Annotated in this window: 16 protein-coding genes; 8 read left to right on the forward strand and 8 right to left on the reverse strand. The window is 69.1% G+C overall.

Annotated elements, in window-relative coordinates:
* The first annotated feature begins 149 nt into the window (after positions 1 to 149).
* Positions 150 to 1,586, forward strand: coding sequence for an aldehyde dehydrogenase family protein (locus C5F48_RS04045; RefSeq protein ID WP_107662626.1), 1,437 nt, complete (start codon positions 150 to 152; stop codon positions 1,584 to 1,586).
* A complete protein-coding gene (locus C5F48_RS04050; RefSeq protein WP_245941285.1) occupies positions 1,583 to 2,485 on the forward strand; it encodes an NAD(P)-dependent oxidoreductase in 903 nt (300 codons plus the stop codon). Before C5F48_RS04045 ends, C5F48_RS04050 begins: the two co-directional genes overlap by 4 nt.
* An 82-nt stretch (positions 2,486 to 2,567) precedes the next feature.
* Here C5F48_RS04050 and C5F48_RS04055 read toward each other — a convergent pair whose 3' ends face one another.
* The 8 genes from C5F48_RS04055 to alr all read right to left on the reverse strand — a co-directional run bounded on the left by C5F48_RS04055 (position 2,568) and on the right by alr (position 10,045).
* A complete protein-coding gene (locus C5F48_RS04055) occupies positions 2,568 to 3,245 on the reverse strand; it encodes an SDR family NAD(P)-dependent oxidoreductase (RefSeq protein WP_107662627.1) in 678 nt (225 codons plus the stop codon).
* Between the two features lie 33 nt (positions 3,246 to 3,278).
* Positions 3,279 to 4,739, reverse strand: a complete 1,461-nt coding sequence (gene purF, locus C5F48_RS04060) for an amidophosphoribosyltransferase (RefSeq protein ID WP_107662628.1) — start codon at positions 4,737 to 4,739, stop codon at positions 3,279 to 3,281.
* Between the two features lie 85 nt (positions 4,740 to 4,824).
* Positions 4,825 to 5,436: a CvpA family protein gene (locus tag C5F48_RS04065; protein WP_107662629.1), complete on the reverse strand. Its 612-nt coding sequence runs from the start codon at positions 5,434 to 5,436 to the stop codon at positions 4,825 to 4,827.
* A gap of 18 nt (positions 5,437 to 5,454) precedes the next feature.
* Positions 5,455 to 6,813 carry a DNA repair protein RadA gene (gene radA / locus C5F48_RS04070; protein ID WP_107662630.1) on the reverse strand — a complete coding sequence of 453 codons (1,359 nt, stop codon included), beginning with the start codon at positions 6,811 to 6,813 and terminating at the stop codon, positions 5,455 to 5,457.
* Between the two features lie 143 nt (positions 6,814 to 6,956).
* Positions 6,957 to 7,409, reverse strand: a complete 453-nt coding sequence (locus tag C5F48_RS04075) for a paraquat-inducible protein A (protein ID WP_107662684.1) — start codon at positions 7,407 to 7,409, stop codon at positions 6,957 to 6,959.
* Positions 7,410 to 7,473: 64 nt separating this feature from the next.
* The gene (locus C5F48_RS04080; protein WP_107662631.1) at positions 7,474 to 8,220 is read right to left on the reverse strand and encodes an ABC transporter ATP-binding protein; all 747 of its coding nucleotides are present in this window, start codon (positions 8,218 to 8,220) and stop codon (positions 7,474 to 7,476) included.
* Complete coding sequence (locus C5F48_RS04085; protein ID WP_373454326.1) at positions 8,217 to 8,993, reverse strand: MlaE family ABC transporter permease; 777 nt, start codon at positions 8,991 to 8,993, stop codon at positions 8,217 to 8,219. The genes C5F48_RS04080 and C5F48_RS04085 overlap by 4 nt, the downstream gene beginning before the upstream one ends.
* 2 nt (positions 8,994 to 8,995) lie before the next feature.
* Positions 8,996 to 10,045: an alanine racemase gene (gene alr, locus C5F48_RS04090; RefSeq protein WP_107662633.1), complete on the reverse strand. Its 1,050-nt coding sequence runs from the start codon at positions 10,043 to 10,045 to the stop codon at positions 8,996 to 8,998.
* Positions 10,046 to 10,205: 160 nt separating this feature from the next.
* On the opposite strand from alr, the gene fabG reads away from it, so the two are divergent.
* The 6 genes from fabG to C5F48_RS04120 all read left to right on the forward strand — a co-directional run bounded on the left by fabG (position 10,206) and on the right by C5F48_RS04120 (position 16,033).
* The gene (gene fabG / locus C5F48_RS04095) at positions 10,206 to 10,943 is read left to right on the forward strand and encodes a 3-oxoacyl-[acyl-carrier-protein] reductase (RefSeq protein WP_107662685.1); all 738 of its coding nucleotides are present in this window, start codon (positions 10,206 to 10,208) and stop codon (positions 10,941 to 10,943) included.
* 187 nt (positions 10,944 to 11,130) lie between these two features.
* Positions 11,131 to 11,364: an acyl carrier protein gene (locus tag C5F48_RS04100; RefSeq protein ID WP_107662634.1), complete on the forward strand. Its 234-nt coding sequence runs from the start codon at positions 11,131 to 11,133 to the stop codon at positions 11,362 to 11,364.
* A gap of 422 nt (positions 11,365 to 11,786) precedes the next feature.
* Positions 11,787 to 13,049, forward strand: coding sequence for a beta-ketoacyl-ACP synthase II (gene fabF / locus C5F48_RS04105; RefSeq protein ID WP_107662635.1), 1,263 nt, complete (start codon positions 11,787 to 11,789; stop codon positions 13,047 to 13,049).
* Complete coding sequence (gene mltG / locus C5F48_RS04110; RefSeq protein WP_107662636.1) at positions 13,049 to 14,227, forward strand: endolytic transglycosylase MltG; 1,179 nt, start codon at positions 13,049 to 13,051, stop codon at positions 14,225 to 14,227. The genes fabF and mltG overlap by 1 nt, the downstream gene beginning before the upstream one ends.
* Before the next feature lie 188 nt (positions 14,228 to 14,415).
* On the forward strand, positions 14,416 to 14,742 hold the full coding sequence (locus tag C5F48_RS04115; protein ID WP_107662637.1) for a hypothetical protein: 327 nt from the start codon (positions 14,416 to 14,418) through the stop codon (positions 14,740 to 14,742).
* On the forward strand, positions 14,690 to 16,033 hold the full coding sequence (locus C5F48_RS04120; protein ID WP_170139555.1) for a DNA-packaging protein: 1,344 nt from the start codon (positions 14,690 to 14,692) through the stop codon (positions 16,031 to 16,033). The genes C5F48_RS04115 and C5F48_RS04120 overlap by 53 nt, the downstream gene beginning before the upstream one ends.
* Positions 16,034 to 16,135: the final 102 nt, after the last annotated feature.

Here is a 16,135-nt window from a genome sequence, read left to right on the forward strand (position 1 = left end):
GAATGGGGGGGAGGCCGGGCGCCCGCTGCTGCTCGACCGTGCCATCGCCCGCAAGAATGCCATCCTTGACAAGGCCGGGTGTCAGGTGGACGCTCAGATCGACGCGGCGATCCGCGCCGCTTTCAACATCCATTTCAGGTGACTGGACGATGATCTCACAGCATGTTTCCGAGTTCTACATCAACGGCGAATGGGTGACGCCGTCGTCCTCGGCCACGAAGATGGGCGTGGAGAACCCGGCCACCGAAGAGATCGTCGCCGAGATCGCGCTGGGGTCCATCGCCGATGCCGACTGGGCGATCATGGCCGCCCGCGCCGCCTTCCCGGCCTACAGCCTCTGGCCGGTGGCCGAGCGCATCGCGCTGGTCGAGCGTCTGCTGGCTGCCTACAACGCCCGCTACGAGGAGTTCGCGGAGGCGATGAGCCTCGAGATGGGCGCACCGACCGAATGGGCCCGCGGCGCGCAAGCCTGGGCCGGGCAGGTGCATATCGAGAGCACCATCAAGGCGGCGAAGGACTTCCGCTGGGAATACAGCCGGGCCAGCACCCGCATCCTCCACGAGGGCATCGGCGTCTGCGGGCTGATCACGCCGTGGAACTGGCCGATGAACCAGATCGCCTGCAAGGTCGCCCCGGCGCTGGTCGCGGGCTGCACCATGGTGCTGAAACCCTCGGAGATCGCGCCGCTTTCCGGCCTGCTCTTCGCCGAGATCTGCCATGAGGCCGGGGTGCCCGCCGGCGTCTTCAACCTGGTGAACGGCACCGGCCCGGTGGTGGGGGCGCGGCTCGCCTCGCATCCCGAGGTCGACATGGTCAGCTTCACCGGCTCGACCCGCGCCGGCATCCAGGTGGCCACCAATGCCGCGCCGACGGTGAAGCGGGTGGCGCAGGAGCTGGGCGGCAAATCGGCCAACATCATCTTGCCCGGCGCCGACCTGCAGCTGGCGGTGACCAGCGGCGTCGAGGGCTGCTTCGGCAACTCCGGCCAGAGCTGCGACGCGCCGACCCGGATGTTCGTGCCGCGCGACCGGCAGGAGGAGGCGCTGGCCATCGCCAGGGAGGCCGCCGAGGCCACCGTGCCCGGCGATCCGAAGGACCCGGCGACGACCAACGGCCCGGTGATCTCCAAGGCGCAGTTCGACAAGATCCAAGGCCTGATCCAGAAGGGCATCGACGAGGGCGCGACGCTCGTTACCGGCGGCACCGGGCGGCCGCAGGGGCTGAACCGCGGCTGGTTCGTGCGGCCCACCGTCTTCGGCGACGTGACCAACACGATGACCATTGCCCGGGAGGAGATCTTCGGCCCGGTGCTGGCGATCCTGCCCTATGACACGGTGGACGAGGCGGTGGAGATGGCCAATGACACGGTCTACGGCCTCGCCGCCTATGTTCAGGGCCCGCTGGAGGAGGCGCGCGCCGTCGGCCGCCGCCTGCGCGCCGGGCAGGTCAGTCTGAACGGCCCCGACTGGGATACCTTCGCCCCCTTCGGCGGCTACAAGCAATCCGGCAACGGACGGGAATATGCCGATTGGGGCATCGCGGATTTCTGCGAGGTCAAGGCCCTCGTCGGATATGGCGAGGCATGATGCGCTACGGATATATCGGACTGGGCAACCTCGGTGGCGCTCTGGCGATGAGCCTGCTGCGCGACGGGTTCGCCGTGACGGTGCACGATCTCGACAAGGGCCTGGCCGAGCGGCATCTGGCGATGGGCGCCCGCTGGGCCGAGAGCCCGGCGGCGCTAGCGGCAGAGGTCGATCACGTCTTCACCTGCCTGCCATCCCCCGCCGTTTCCGAATCCGTGCTGCGCCAGATGCTGCCGGTGCTGAAACCCGGCGCCACCTGGATCGAAAGCTCCACCCTCGGGCGTGACGACATCCTGCGGCTCGGGGCGCTGGCGACCGAGCATGGCGTGCGGCTGATGGAGGCGCCGGTGACCGGCGGGGTGCATCTGGCCGCCAAGGGCAAGATCACCGTGCTGGTCGGCGGCGACCGCGATCTCTACGACCGGCATCTGCCGGCGCTGGAGAGCATCGGCGACAAGATCTTCCACATGGGCCCGCTCGGCTCGGCGGCGGTGATCAAGGTGATCACCAACATGCTGGCCTTCGTGCATCTGGTGGCCGATGGCGAGGCCCTGATGCTGGCCAAGCGCGGCGGGCTCGATCTCAAGACCGCCTGGCAGGCGATCGCCGCTTCCTCCGGCAGCTCCTTCGTCCATGAGACCGAGGGCCAGCTGATCCTGAACGGCAGCTACGACATCGCCTTCTCGATGGATCTGGCGTTGAAGGATCTCGGCTTCGCGATGGAGTTCGGCCGCGAGTTCGGCGTGCCGCTCGATCTCGTCGCCCTGACCGAGGAAACCTTCCTCAAGGGCCGCGAGGCTTATGGCGGTCAGGCGCAAAGCACGCAGATCGTCAAGCTGCTGGAAGACGCGCTGCAGACCGACCTGCGCGCCGAGGGCTTCCCGGCCCGGCTCACCTGATCATTTTCTGTCGGAAAATATCCTCGGGGGGTGAGCCGCGCAGCGGCGAGGGGGGCAGACAGCCCCCCTGACCCCGGCAGGATCAGGCGCTGTCGCCCAGGGTCGCGACGATCCGCGTCGCCTCGGCATGCAGATCGCCCAGGGCCTCGCGGTCCTCGCCGGGGAAGAAGCGGGCGCGGGTGGCTGTGGGCAGCGGGCAGGGCGTCTCGATCAGCACGCGCGGGCCGATCTTCTTGGTCTCTTCCTGCCAGCTGCGGGCGAGCGCGATCTGTCCGGCCTTGGTCGCGCCATAGGCCCCGAAGAACGGCGCGCCGCCGCGCGGGTCGTCGAGGAACAGCGCCGTGCCCTTGCCGGCGCGCAGCAGCGGCTCCACCATCGGGATCAGCATGCCGGTGGCGCGCAGGTTGATGGCGAGCGACTTGTCCCAGTCCTTCGCGTCGAGATGCCCGGCGGGGGTCAGCGGCGCTGCATGGATCGCGGCATGCACCCAGAGATGCAGTGCGCCCCAGCGGTCGAAGATCGAGCGGCAGAGGTGGCGCATCGCGTCGTCATTGGTGATGTCCATCGGGGCCAGCGTCGCCAGCTCCGAGCCCGGGCGGCGGGCCTTGATGCGGTCGTCCAGATCCTCCAGCCCGCCGACGGTGCGGGCGACGGCGACGACATGCCAGCCCTGTTCGGCCAGTTCTTCGGCGATGGCCATGCCGAGGCCGCGCGAGGCTCCGGTGACGAGAGCGATGCGGGGGGTGGGAAGGGTACTCATAGGATCACTTTCTGCGCGGCGCGGGAGGGGCGGCTACTCGGCCGCCTTCATCTCGAAGCCCTGTTCGATCTTGTCCGAGGGGGCCACCGGATACTGGCCCGAGAAACAGGCATCGCAATATTGCGGCTGCTTGTCATTGCGGCCTTCCGCCTCGCCCGCGGCGCGGTAGAGCCCGTCGAGCGAGATGAAGCGCAGCGAGTCGACTCCGATCCAGTCGCGCATCTCGTCTTCCGACATGTTGGCGGCCAGGAGTTTCGAGCGTTCCGGCGTGTCCACCCCGTAGAAGCAGGGCCAGGCGGTCGGCGGGCTGGCGATGCGGAAGTGCACCTCGGCGGCGCCGGCCTCGAGGATCATGTCCTTGATCTTGCGGCTGGTGGTGCCGCGCACCACCGAGTCGTCGACGAGGATCACCCGCTTGCCCTTGATCAGCGCCCGGTTGACGTTCAGCTTCAGCCGGACGCCCATGTTGCGGATGCTCTCGGTCGGCTCGATGAAGGTCCGGCCCATGTATTGGTTGCGGATGATCCCCATGGCGTAGGGGATGCCGCTTTCCTGGCTGAAGCCGATCGCCGCCGGGGTGCCGCTGTCGGGCACCGGGCAGACGAGGTCGGCCTCGACCGGGGCCTCGCGCGCCAGCTCCACACCGATCTGCCGGCGGGTCTCGTAGACCGAGCGGCCGCCGAGGATGCTGTCGGGGCGCGAGAAGTAGACGTGTTCGAAGATGCAGAAGCGCGAGGTCTTGCGCTCGAAGGGGTGGAAGCTCTCGAGCCCCTTCTCGTCGATCACCACCATCTCGCCGGGGTTGATCTCGCGCACGAATTCGGCGCCGATGATGTCGAGCGCGCAGGTTTCCGAGGCCAGCGCCCAGCCGTCGCCGACCTTGCCCAGCACCAGCGGCCGCACGCCCAGAGGGTCGCGCACGCCGATCAGCTTGCTGCGGGTCATGGCGACCACCGAGAAGGCGCCCTCGACCCGGCGCAGCGCGTCCTTCATCCGCTCGGGGATGTTCTTCTGGATCGAGCGCGCCATCAGGTGAATGATGCATTCGCTGTCCGAGGAGGACTGGAAGATCGAGCCGCGCTCGATCAGCTCGCGCCGCAGCGCAGCGGCATTGGTCAGGTTGCCGTTATGGGCGATGGCGGCGCCGCCCATGGCGAATTCGCCGAAGAAGGGCTGCACGTCGCGGATAGCGGTGGCGCCCTTCGAGCCGGCGGTGGAGTAGCGCACATGGCCGATGGCCAGCTGGCCGGGCAGGGTGTCCATCACCGCGGCATTGGTGAAGTTGTCGCGGACATAGCCGAAGCGCCGGGCCGAGTTGAAGCCGTGGTCGGGATGGTAGGCGACGATGCCGCCCGCCTCCTGACCGCGGTGTTGCAGGGCGTGCAGCCCGAGCGCCGTGAAGTTCGCCGCATCGGTCACGCCGATCACGCCGAACACGCCACACTCCTCCTTCAGTTTGTCATCGTCGAAGGGATGGCTCAGGAAAGGACGCATGCTGTCCGGGCTCCGAATCCGAGGGGGGTTGACCCCTCATGTAGTGAGTTGTCACCCGAGTGTCACGGGCACAAAGCGGTTACTTTCAGTTCGCCGGGGCCGCGGGCGCCGCCGGGGCGGTCGTTGCCGGAACCGGCGTCGCCGGAGCGGCGCAGCTGCTCACCAGTTGCTCGTACCGCGCCACGATCCAACCGGGGGCATCGGAGGGGATGTTGTCGTTGATGCCGGACTGGAACGAGGCGAACACATTGGCCGAGCGCGAGTTGTCGACGACCGGAACCCGCTCGGTGCCCATGGCGCGATCATAGACGATGAAGGCCACTGCGACCAGAAGAATGCCGCGCAGCACCCCGAACAGGAAGCCGAGCCCCTGATCGACGCCTCCGAGCGCCGAGCGCTGGATCACCGAGGAGAACAGCGGGGTGAACAGCGACATCACCACCAGCCCCAGCGCGAAGACCGCGGCGAAAGCGGCGATGATCGACAGCTCGCAGCTGTCGCTGAGGAATTCGCCGATCACCGGCAATTCCTTGATCAGCGGTTGCGCGGCCGCCGCGAACAGGAAGGCGATGACCGCCGCCCCGACCCATCCGGCGATCGCCATGATCTCGCGCACCACCCCGCGGGAATAGGCGAGGATTGCCGACAGGACGATGACCACCGCCACTACGGCGTCGATGATGGTAAAGCCTTCCATTACGTGCTCCCCGGGGGATCAGCCTGCCCCGAACATTTCGCCCACGAACGCCGCGAGATCGGGCATCTGTCGCACCCGCATCCCCTCACCCTGTCCAAGCTTCGACCGGGACGGCGCAACTGCCTGTGAAAAACCAAGTTTCGACGCCTCTTTCAACCTGTTTTCGGTCTGCGTCACCGGGCGCAACGCGCCGGAGAGGCTGATTTCGCCGAAAAGCACCATGTCGGGCGGAATTGCAACATCTTCGCGGGCGGAAACCAGCGCGGCCGCCACGGCGAGATCGGCCGCGGGCTCCGAGACCCGCATACCGCCGGCCACGTTGAGAAAGACGTCGAGCCCGGCAAAGGGGATGCCGCAGCGCGCCTCGAGCACGGCGAGGATGGTGGAAAGCCGGCCAGAGTCGAGCCCGACCACCGTCCGGCGCGGTGTGCCGAGGTTCGATGGGGCGACCAGCGCCTGGATCTCGGTGAGGACGGGGCGGGTGCCCTCGATCCCGGCGAAGACCGCCGAGCCGGGGGCCGGGGTGTCGCGGTCCGAGAGGAACAGCGCCGAGGGGTTGGCGACCTGCTGCAGCCCGGCGCCGGTCATCTCGAAGACGCCGATCTCGTCGGCGGGGCCGAAGCGGTTCTTCACCGCGCGCAGGATGCGGAACTGGTGGCCGCGCTCGCCCTCGAAATAGAGCACGGTGTCGACCATGTGCTCGACCACGCGGGGGCCGGCGATCTGGCCGTCCTTGGTGACATGGCCGACGAGGATCACCGCCACGCCGCGCCGCTTGGCGAAGGTGACGAGCTCATGCGCCGCGGCGCGGACCTGGGAGACCGAGCCGGGGGCAGAGTCGACGGTGTCGAGCCACATGGTCTGGATCGAATCGATGATGGCGAGGCCGGGGCGCTCGGCGTCGAGCGTCGTCAGGATGTCGCGCAGGTTGGTTTCGGCGCCGAGGGCGACCGGGGCGTCGGTGAGGCCGAGGCGTTGGGCGCGCATGCGGACCTGGGCGGCGGCTTCCTCGCCGGAGATGTAGAGGCATTTCACGCCGCGGCGGGCGAAGCTGGCGGCGGCCTGCAGCAGGAGGGTCGACTTGCCGATGCCGGGGTCGCCGCCGACGAGGATCGCCGAGGCGGGGACGAGGCCGCCGCCGAGGACGCGGTCGAGCTCCTCCATGCCGGAGCCGGCGCGGGGCGGTTCGGCCTCTTGCGTCGCAAGGTCGGTGAGGGGGAGGAGACGGCCCTTCAGGCCGAGGGATTTCGGGCCCGTGGAGAGCGGGGCTTCTTCGACGATGGTGTTCCAGGCCCCGCAGGCGTCGCAGCGCCCGGCCCATTTCTTGTGGACCGCGCCACAGGCCGAGCAGGTGAAGACGGGGGAGGATTTTGCCATGCGGCCTTCATGCCCGGTTGAAGGGGCGGGTGCAAGCGGCGGGTTCAGGAGGTGGCGGGAATTGCGGGGTGCCGATTTTCACGCGTGAAAATCTGGGCAAGGGACTGACATAAAAAGATTATCGCTGCGGTATTAAGGGAATATTAGGGAGTGGCGGGTGGGGTGGAACCCCACCCTGCGGAGTGGAGGAGAGAAATTGCAAGCGAGGCGAGGATGCAGGCGGTGAAGAGATAGAGGCCCCAAGCGGTCTCGACTGTGGCGAGGCCGATGCCCTTCAGCACGACGATGTAGAGCGCGATCAGGAAGATGTCGGCCATGGCGAGCTTGCCGAGGAGGTGCAGCGCCGGCAGGGCCTTCGGCGAGAGCAGGCCGAAGTGCAGCAGGGCGAGGCCGATGGTTTTCAGGTAGGGCGCGAAGAGCGCGCAGAAGGTGACGAGCAGCGCGAGGAAGACATCGGTCTGCCAGAGCGCCTGCAGGCCCGAGAGCACCGAGATTTCCGACAGGCCGAACAGCGGCAGCATGCCGGCGCGCATCAGGGGGGCGAACCACGCCAAGGGAAACAGCAGGAGCAGCGAGAGGTTTACGAGGCGCAGCAGGCGGGTCATCGGTCGGCTCGGGCTCGGGCTCCGGCGCGGGGCGCGCGGGCGGGCCGGGGGGCCATCAGCGCAGCGCCTCGATCGGGCCCTCGGCGCGGCCGTGGATGAACTGTTGCACGTAAGGGTCCAGCGTCGCATCCATTTCCGAGACCGGACCGCACCAGCGGATCTTGCCCCGGTGCAGCATCGCCACGTTGTCGGCGATGGCGCGGACGCTCGTCATGTCATGGGTGATGGTCATGGCGGTGGCGCCCATCTCGGTCACGATCTCGCGGATCAGGTCGTTGATGACGCCGGACATGATCGGGTCGAGCCCGGTGGTGGGTTCGTCGAAGAAGATGATCTCGGGGTCGGCGGCGATGGCGCGGGCGAGGCTGACGCGCTTCTGCATGCCGCCCGAGAGCTCGGCCGGGAACTGGTCGGCCACCTGGGGCCCGAGGCCGACACGGCGCAGCTTGTCGATGGCGATGGCGCGGGCCTCGTCCTTGGGGCGCTTGGTGGCGCCGCGCAGCAGGCGGAAGGCGACGTTTTCCCAGACAGGCATCGAATCGAACAGCGCGCCGCCCTGAAACAGCATGCCGAAGCGGGCGAGGAAGGCATCGCGCTCGGCGGTCTCGACATCCTCGTTGTCGAGCAGGATGCGGCCCCTGTCGGGATGCACGAGGCCGAGCACGCATTTCAGGAGCACCGACTTGCCGGTGCCCGAGCCGCCGATGATCACCATGCTGGTGCCGCTTTCGACCCTGAGGTCGATGCCGCGCAGCACCTCGTTCGATCCGAAGGATTTGTGGACGCCGACAAGCTCGATCATGAGGTGAAGAAGATCTCCGTCAGCAGGTAGTTGGCGGCAAAGATCAGCACCGAGGCCGAGACCACGGCGGTCTTGGTCGCCCGGCCCACGCCCTGCGCGCCGCGGCCCGAGTTCATGCCATGGTAGCAGCCCATCAGCGCCACGATGAAGCCGAAGGCCGCGCCCTTCACCAGACCCGAGCCGACATCCCAGAATTCAAGGAAATCGACGGTGTTCTTGAGGTAAGTCGTGGAGTTGAAATCGAGCCGGTAGACGCCGACCAGCCAGCCGCCGGCGATGCCGATGGCGTCGCCCACCGCGACCAGCACCGGCACGGCGAGGGTGGCGGCCAGCACGCGCGGCACGGCGAGATATTTCAGCGGGTTGGTCGAAAGGGTCACGAGCGCGTCGATCTGTTCGGTCACCTTCATGGTGCCGATCTCGGCCGCGATGGAGGAGGCGACGCGGGCGGCGACCATCAGGCCGCCCAGCACGGGGCCAAGCTCGCGCACCATGCCGATGGCGACGATGGAGGGCACGACGGCCTCGGCGGAAAAGCGCGCGCCGCCGGAGTAGATCTGCAACGCCAGCGCGCCGCCGGTGAAGAGCGCGGTCATGCCGACCACGGGCAGGCTGAACCAGCCGATCTGCATCAGCGCGTGCAGCACCTCGCGCGGGTAGAAGGGCGGGCGGAACAGGTGGCCGATCACCGCCCCGGCGAAGAGGGCGATGCGACCGATGGAGGCCAGCGCGCCGAGGGTCGCGCGGCCGAGCGCGGCAACCGGGCGGAGCAGGCTCACGCGCCGCTGCCCGTGTAGCGTCTGGTGTAGCGGGCGCCGAGGCTGGTGAGGATCTCGTAACCGATGGTGCCGGCGGCTTCGGCCAGATCGTCGGGCGACTGGTGCGGGCCGATCAGGTCCAAGGTCTCGGGCATCTCGGGCAGGTGGCTGACATCGACGGTGATCAGGTCCATCGAGACCCGGCCGATCAGCGGGCAGGGCACGTTGCCGTCCCAGAACACCGCGTTGTTCGACAGGCTGCGCGGCAGCCCGTCGGCATAGCCGCCGGAGACTGTGGCCACCACCGTCGGCCCCTCGGCGGTCCAGCTGTTGGCGTAGCCCACCGTCTCGCCCAGCGAGACCTCGCGCAGCTGCACGACCGGCAGCGACAGGGTGACGACGCGGCGCGCCTGCTCGAAGGGCAGGCCGCCGTAGAGGCCGATGCCGGGGCGGGTCAGGTCGAAGTGATAGGCCTCGCCCAGGAGGATCCCGCCGGTGGCCGAAAGCGAGCGCGGCACGCCGATGCCGTCGGTCATGGCGTGGAATTCGGCCAGCTGCGCCGCGTTCATCGGGTGGTCCGGCTCGTCGGCGCAGGCCAGATGGCTCATCAGCAGCTCGGGCCCGGCGGCGAGCACCACCTCGGCCACCGCCTCCCATTCGCCGGCCTCCATGCCGAGCCGGTTCATCCCGGTGTCGAGCTGGATGCCGAAGGGATGGCCGGGCAGGGCCTCCAGATGCCGGGTGATCTGGTCGATCGAGTTCAGCATCGGCGTCAGGTCGAGGCCGCGGATCAGCTCGGCGTCGCCGGCCATGTGGCCGGAGAAGACCGAGATCTGCGGCCCGGGGCCGAGCGCCTGGCGCACGGCGGCGGCCTCCTCGGCGACGGCGACGAAGAAGCGCCGCGCCCCGGCCTGGGCCAGGGCCCGGGCGACGCGGGCGGCGCCGAGGCCGTAGCAGTCGGCTTTCACCACGGCGCCCGTCTGGGCGCCGGCGGCGGTCATGCGGTCCAGCGCGCGCCAGTTGGCGGCGATGGCGTCGAGGTCGATGGTGAGGGATGCCGTGGCCATGGCGGTGTTTTGCCATTCGGGCGGCGAAGGTCAAGCGGAAAGCCCGGGCCGGGCGCGGCCCCGCCGTCGCAGTCCCAGCAGAGGCAGGGCATGCGCAACGGGTAGCGCGTGGGGGGCTTCGCTGCTAAACGGCGCGAAACCTGAGATGGAGATAGAGACCATGTTCGATCTGACGGGAAAATCCGCGCTGGTCACCGGCGCATCGGGCGGCATCGGCGGCGACATCGCCCGCGCGCTCCATGCCGCGGGCGCGACGGTGGCGCTGTCCGGCACCCGGACCGAGCCGCTCGAGGCGCTGGCCGCCGAGCTGGGCGGGCGGGCGCATGTGCTGGCCTGCGACCTGTCGGACGCGGCCTCGGTCGAGGCGCTGCCCAAGGCTGCGGCCGAGGCGATGGGGTCGCTCGATATCCTGGTGAACAATGCCGGCATCACCCGCGACCAGCTGATGATGCGGATGAGCGACGCCGACTGGGACACGGTGATCGCCGTGAACATGAGCTCGACCTTCCGGCTCTGCCGCGGCGTGCTGCGCGGCATGATGAAGGCGCGCTGGGGCCGGATCGTCAACATCACCTCGATCGTCGGCGCCACGGGCAACCCCGGCCAGGCGAATTACGCCGCCTCCAAGGCCGGGGTCGTCGGCCTGTCGAAGAGCCTCGCCGCCGAGGTGGCGAGCCGCGGCATCACGGTGAACTGCGTGGCCCCGGGGTTCATCACCACGGCGATGACCGACAAGCTGAACGACGAGCAGAAGGCGCGGATCCTCGCGCAGGTGCCGGCCGGGCGCATGGGCGCGCCCGGAGAGGTGGCCGCGGCGGTGCTCTATCTGGCGAGCCTCGAGGCCGCCTATGTGACCGGCCAGACCTTGCATGTGAACGGCGGCATGGCCATGCTCTGATGGCCGCGCGAGACGCGGACGACATGGCGCGGGAAAGCGTTTGCCTTGCGCACACGCCCTTGCTATAGGCGCGTTCGAAGACCCCGGAGGCAGCCGCCTCCGGCCCCCCGACGTGTTGTCGGGACCAGCCGCCTTACGGGGCAAGGACAACGACCGGGAAGCCTCCCGCAACGAATGAGGAAGTGACATGAGCGACATCGCTGATCGCGTTAAGAAGATCGTCGTCGAGCATCTGGGCGTCGAAGAGGACAAGGTGACCGAGAACGCCTCGTTCATCGACGATCTCGGCGCCGACAGCCTTGATACGGTCGAGCTTGTGATGGCCTTCGAAGAAGAGTTCGGGATCGAGATCCCGGATGACGCCGCCGAGACCATCCAGACCTTCGGCGACGCGGTGAAGTTCATCACGGAAGCCGCCTGATCCCATCGGGCCACGGTTCTAGACGACGGGCGTCCTCAGGGGCGCCCGTTTTCTTTTGCGGCATCCCGCCCGCCCCGGCGTTTCGGGCTTGCCTTTCCCGCGCCGCGACGGAAGTCTCGGCAGCGGGGCGGAGGACAGGCCGCCCGGCGGGCGTCGCGGTTTCTTCTTTGCCGAAATACTCCCCGCGGAACGTCGCCGCCGGCCCCGCGGAACGTGCTTCGGAGGCAGGCCGAACGCCGGCTGCCAGCGCCAAAGCCGCAGGAGGGGGCTCGATGCCCCCGAGGGCGGCACGCCCGGGCTGCCGCAGCGCGGTGCTTCCAGTGACGCCGCAGCGCGGCGTGGCGTCGTGTTGCGGAGGGCAGGTGGGGCGTGTATCACCCGGGATTGCGAAGCCCCAGAGGGGGTTGAAGAGGAGAAGTCGGATGCGTCGAGTGGTTGTCACGGGTCTGGGAATGGTTACGCCGCTGGCCTGCGGGGTCGAGGAGACCTGGTCGCGGCTGATCGCCGGGCAATCGGGCGCCGGGATGATCAAGCGGTTCGACACGACCAATGTCGTGACCCGCTATGCCTGCGAGATCCCGCTGGGCGACGGCAGCGACGGCACCTTCAATGCCGATCAGTGGATGGAGCCGAAGGACCAGCGCAAGGTCGACGACTTCATCCTCTACGGCATGTGCGCCGCGGTGCAGGCGGTGCAGGATTCAGGCTGGATGCCCACGGACGAGGAAGACCGTTGCCGCACCGGGGTGATGATCGGCTCCGGCATCGGCGGGCTGTCGGCCATCGCCGACACGGCGGTGCTGATCAAGGAAAAGGGGCCGAAGCGGGTCTCGCCCTTCTTCATCCCCTCGGCGCTGATCAACCTCGTGGCCGGGCAGGTCTCGATCCGCTTCGGCTTCAAGGGGCCGAACCATGCGGTCGTCACCGCCTGTTCGACCGGGGCGCATGCCATCGGCGATGCGGCGCGGCTGATCCAGTGGGGCGACGCCGATGTGATGGTGGCGGGCGGGGCCGAAAGCCCGATCTCGGAGATCGGCATCGCCGGGTTCAACGCCTGCAAGGCGCTCTCGACCAAGCGCGGCGACGCGCCCGAGACCGCCTCGCGGCCCTATGACGCGGATCGCGATGGTTTCGTCATGGGCGAGGGCGCGGGCTGCGTGGTGCTGGAGGAATACGAGCACGCCAAGGCGCGCGGCGCCAAGATCTATGCCGAGGTGCTGGGCTACGGGCTCTCGGGCGACGCCTATCACATCACCGCCCCGGCGGAGGATGGCGACGGCGGCTATCGCAGCATGGCGATGGCCCTGAAGCGGGCCGGGGTGGAGCCGTCGCAGATCGACTACATCAACGCGCATGGCACGTCGACCATGGCCGACACGATCGAGCTCGCCGCCGTGGAGCGGCTCTTGGGCGAGGCGGCGTCGCGGGCCACCATGTCCTCGACCAAGTCGAGCACCGGGCATCTTCTGGGCGCCGCCGGGGCGATCGAGGCGATCTTCTGCGTGCTGGCGATCCGCGATCAGGTGGCGCCGCCGACCATCAACCTCGACAACCCGGCGGTGGAGACCAAGCTCGACCTCGCCCCCAACAAGGCGGTGAAGCGGAAGATCGACATCGCGCTGTCGAACTCCTTCGGCTTCGGCGGCACCAATGCGAGCCTCGTTCTGGGCAAGGTGCAGGGCTGATGTGGCGCTCGGTCGCCTCGAACGCGCTGACGCTGTTCATCGTGCTGCTGGTGGTGGCGGCCGGGCTTCTGGCGCTGGGGCGCGAGCGGTTCTCGGGACCGGGGCCGCTGACCGAGGCGATCTGCGTGCGGGTGGAGCGGGGGGATTCGCTCTCGGCCGTCAGCCGCAAGCTGGAAGAGCAGGGCGCGGTGTCTGATGCCCGGATCTTCCGCATCGGCGCGGATTATTCGGACAAGGCCGCCGGGCTGAAGTTCGGCAGCTATCTGGTGCCGCCCGCGGCCTCGATGTCGCAGGTGCTGGATATCCTGACGGCGGGCGGGCAATCGACCTGCGGGCGCGAGGTGAATTACCGGATCGGCGTGCTGACCTCGGAGATCGTCCTGCGCGAGCTGGATGCGGCGACCAACAGCTTCGTCGAGGTGGCGAAGTTCGACCCGGCGGTGGCGGAAGCGCCGGCGGCCTATACCGAGCTGGCCGGCGAGGACGATCTGCGCTGGCGGGTGACGCTGGCCGAGGGCGTGACCAGCTGGCAGGTGGTGGAGAGCCTGAAGCGGGCCGAGTTCCTCGAGGGCGAGATCGCCGAGGTGCCGCCGGAGGGCACGCTGGCGCCCGACAGCTATGAGGTGACGCGTGGCGGCGACCGGGCGGCGCTCGTGGCCGAGATGGCGGCGCGGCAGAGTCGGGTGCTGGCCGAGCTTTGGGAGACGCGGTCGCCCGAGGCGCCCTACGAGACGCCGGAAGAGGCGCTGATCATGGCGAGCATCGTCGAGAAGGAGACCGGCATTCCCGAGGAGCGGCCGCAGGTGGCCTCGGTCTTCGTGAACCGTCTGGCGCAGGGGATGCGGCTGCAGACCGACCCGACGGTGATCTATGGCATCACCAAGGGCGAGGGCGCTTTGGGACGCGGGCTGCGGCAGAGCGAGCTGCGGCGGCGGACCGAGTACAACACCTATGTCATCGACGGGCTGCCGCCGACGCCGATCGCCAATCCGGGGCGGCTGAGCATCGAGGCGGCGCTGAACCCGGCCGACACCGACTATGTGTATTTCGTGGCGGATGGCAGCGGCGGTCACGCCTTTGGCCGGACGCTGGAGGAGCACAACCGCAACGTCGCCGCCTGGCGGCGGATCGAGGCGGAGCGCGGCCAGACCCCGCCGGTCGGGGTGCAGAGCGACTGAGTTAAGAAAAGGTTAAGCCTGCGCGCGGTAAGCCATTGGCATCGCTGCGTTTTTCGATTGACTTTGCGGGCGGTCTGATCTATACCTTCGGGCATGCTAGAAGAAGTGGGCGAGCGGCGCGGGGCAACCCGGGGCCGCTTTTTCATTTCGCTCGTGCGGACAGGCATGAGAGGCGGAAGCAGCAAGGTATGACAATCGAGTTCTCCTCGGGAGACGGGCCGCCGGTGGATCTTCTGGCGGCCACGGAAGACATGTTTCGCGAAGCGGCGGAGGATTTGGTGCGGGCGCGGCGTGAGCTGCGCGCGGGCCGGATGGACGAGGTGAAGGCCGCCGTGCAGGCGGTGAAGGACCTCAAGGCGGCGCTTCATCTGGTCATGGAAGAAAGGGCGAGGGTTGAAAAGCTCCGTAGACAGGTCGGAGGCGTCGGTCCCGACCGCGCGCTCGACTTCGACGCCGCACGCGATGAGATCGGGCGCCGCCTGGCTCGCCTCCGCGACGCCGGAGAGGGTGAGTGAGTTTCTGGAAGGGCTGAGCGGCAATGCTCTGCTGGCCCTGCCGTGGATGTTCGAGTTCTGGGCGCTGCCGCATCAGCTGCCCCCCGAGGGCGCCTGGAAGAGCTGGGTGATCATGGGCGGGCGCGGTGCGGGCAAGACGCGGGCCGGGGCCGAGTGGGTGCGGGCCGAAGTGGAGGGCTCCGCACCGCTCGACCCCGGCAGGTCGCGGCGGGTGGCGTTGGTGGGCGAGACGGCCGATCAGGTGCGCGAGGTGATGGTGTTCGGCGAGAGCGGCATCCTCGCCTGCTCGCCGCCGGACCGCCGCCCGGAGTGGGAAGCGGGGCGGCGGCGGCTGGTCTGGCCGAACGGCGCCACGGCGCAGGTCTTCTCGGCCCATGAGCCGGAAAGCCTGCGGGGGCCGCAGTTCGATGCGGCCTGGGCCGACGAGCTGGCGAAGTGGAAGAAGGCCGAGGAGGCCTGGGACATGCTGCAGTTCGCGCTGCGGCTGGGGACGCATCCGCGGCAGGTGGTGACGACGACGCCGCGCAATGTAGGGGTGCTGAAGGCGATCCTGAAGAACCCCTCGACCGTGGTGACCCATGCCCCGACCGAGGCGAACCGGGCTTACCTCGCCGCGTCCTTCCTCGAGGAGGTGCGGGCGCGCTACGAGGGGACGCGGCTCGGGCGGCAGGAGCTGGACGGGGTGCTGCTGGAGGAGGCCGAGGGCGCGCTCTGGACGGCTGCGCGGCTGGAGGCGCTGCGGCTGGACGTGGCGCCGCGCCTGAGCCGGGTGGTGGTGGCGGTCGATCCGCCGGTCACCGGGCATGGCGGGTCGGACGAATGCGGGATCGTCGTGGTGGGGGCCGTCACCGAGGGGCCGCCGCAGGACTGGCGGGCGGTGGTGCTGGAGGATGCCTCGGTCGCCGCGGCCTCGCCCGATGCCTGGGCCCGGGCGGCGCTGGCGGCGGTCCGGCGGCACGGGGCGGAGCGGCTGGTGGCGGAGGTCAACCAGGGCGGCGATCTGGTGGAATCGGTGATCCGGCAGATCGACCCGCTGGTGCCCTATCGCGGCGTGCATGCGACGCGGGGAAAGGTGGCCCGCGCCGAGCCGGTGGCGGCGCTCTACGAGCAGGGCCGGGTCAGGCATCTGCGCGGGCTGGCGGGCCTCGAGGCGCAGATGTGCCGGATGACGTTGCAGGGCTACGAGGGCAAGGGTTCGCCCGACCGGGTGGATGCGCTGGTCTGGGCGCTGACCGATCTGATGATCGAGCCCTGCCGCGCCTGGGTGAACCCGCGGCTGCGGACGCTCTGAAGGCGCGCCGGGGGCGGGCAGCCAGCGGCGAGGGATTTCTTGCCAGGATGAAGACAGGACGCTGCGACCTTCGGGGCGCGGGCTGAGGGCGCGTGCCCGGAC

This window comes from Cereibacter changlensis JA139, from assembly GCF_003034985.1.
Lineage (GTDB): Bacteria > Pseudomonadota > Alphaproteobacteria > Rhodobacterales > Rhodobacteraceae > Cereibacter > Cereibacter changlensis.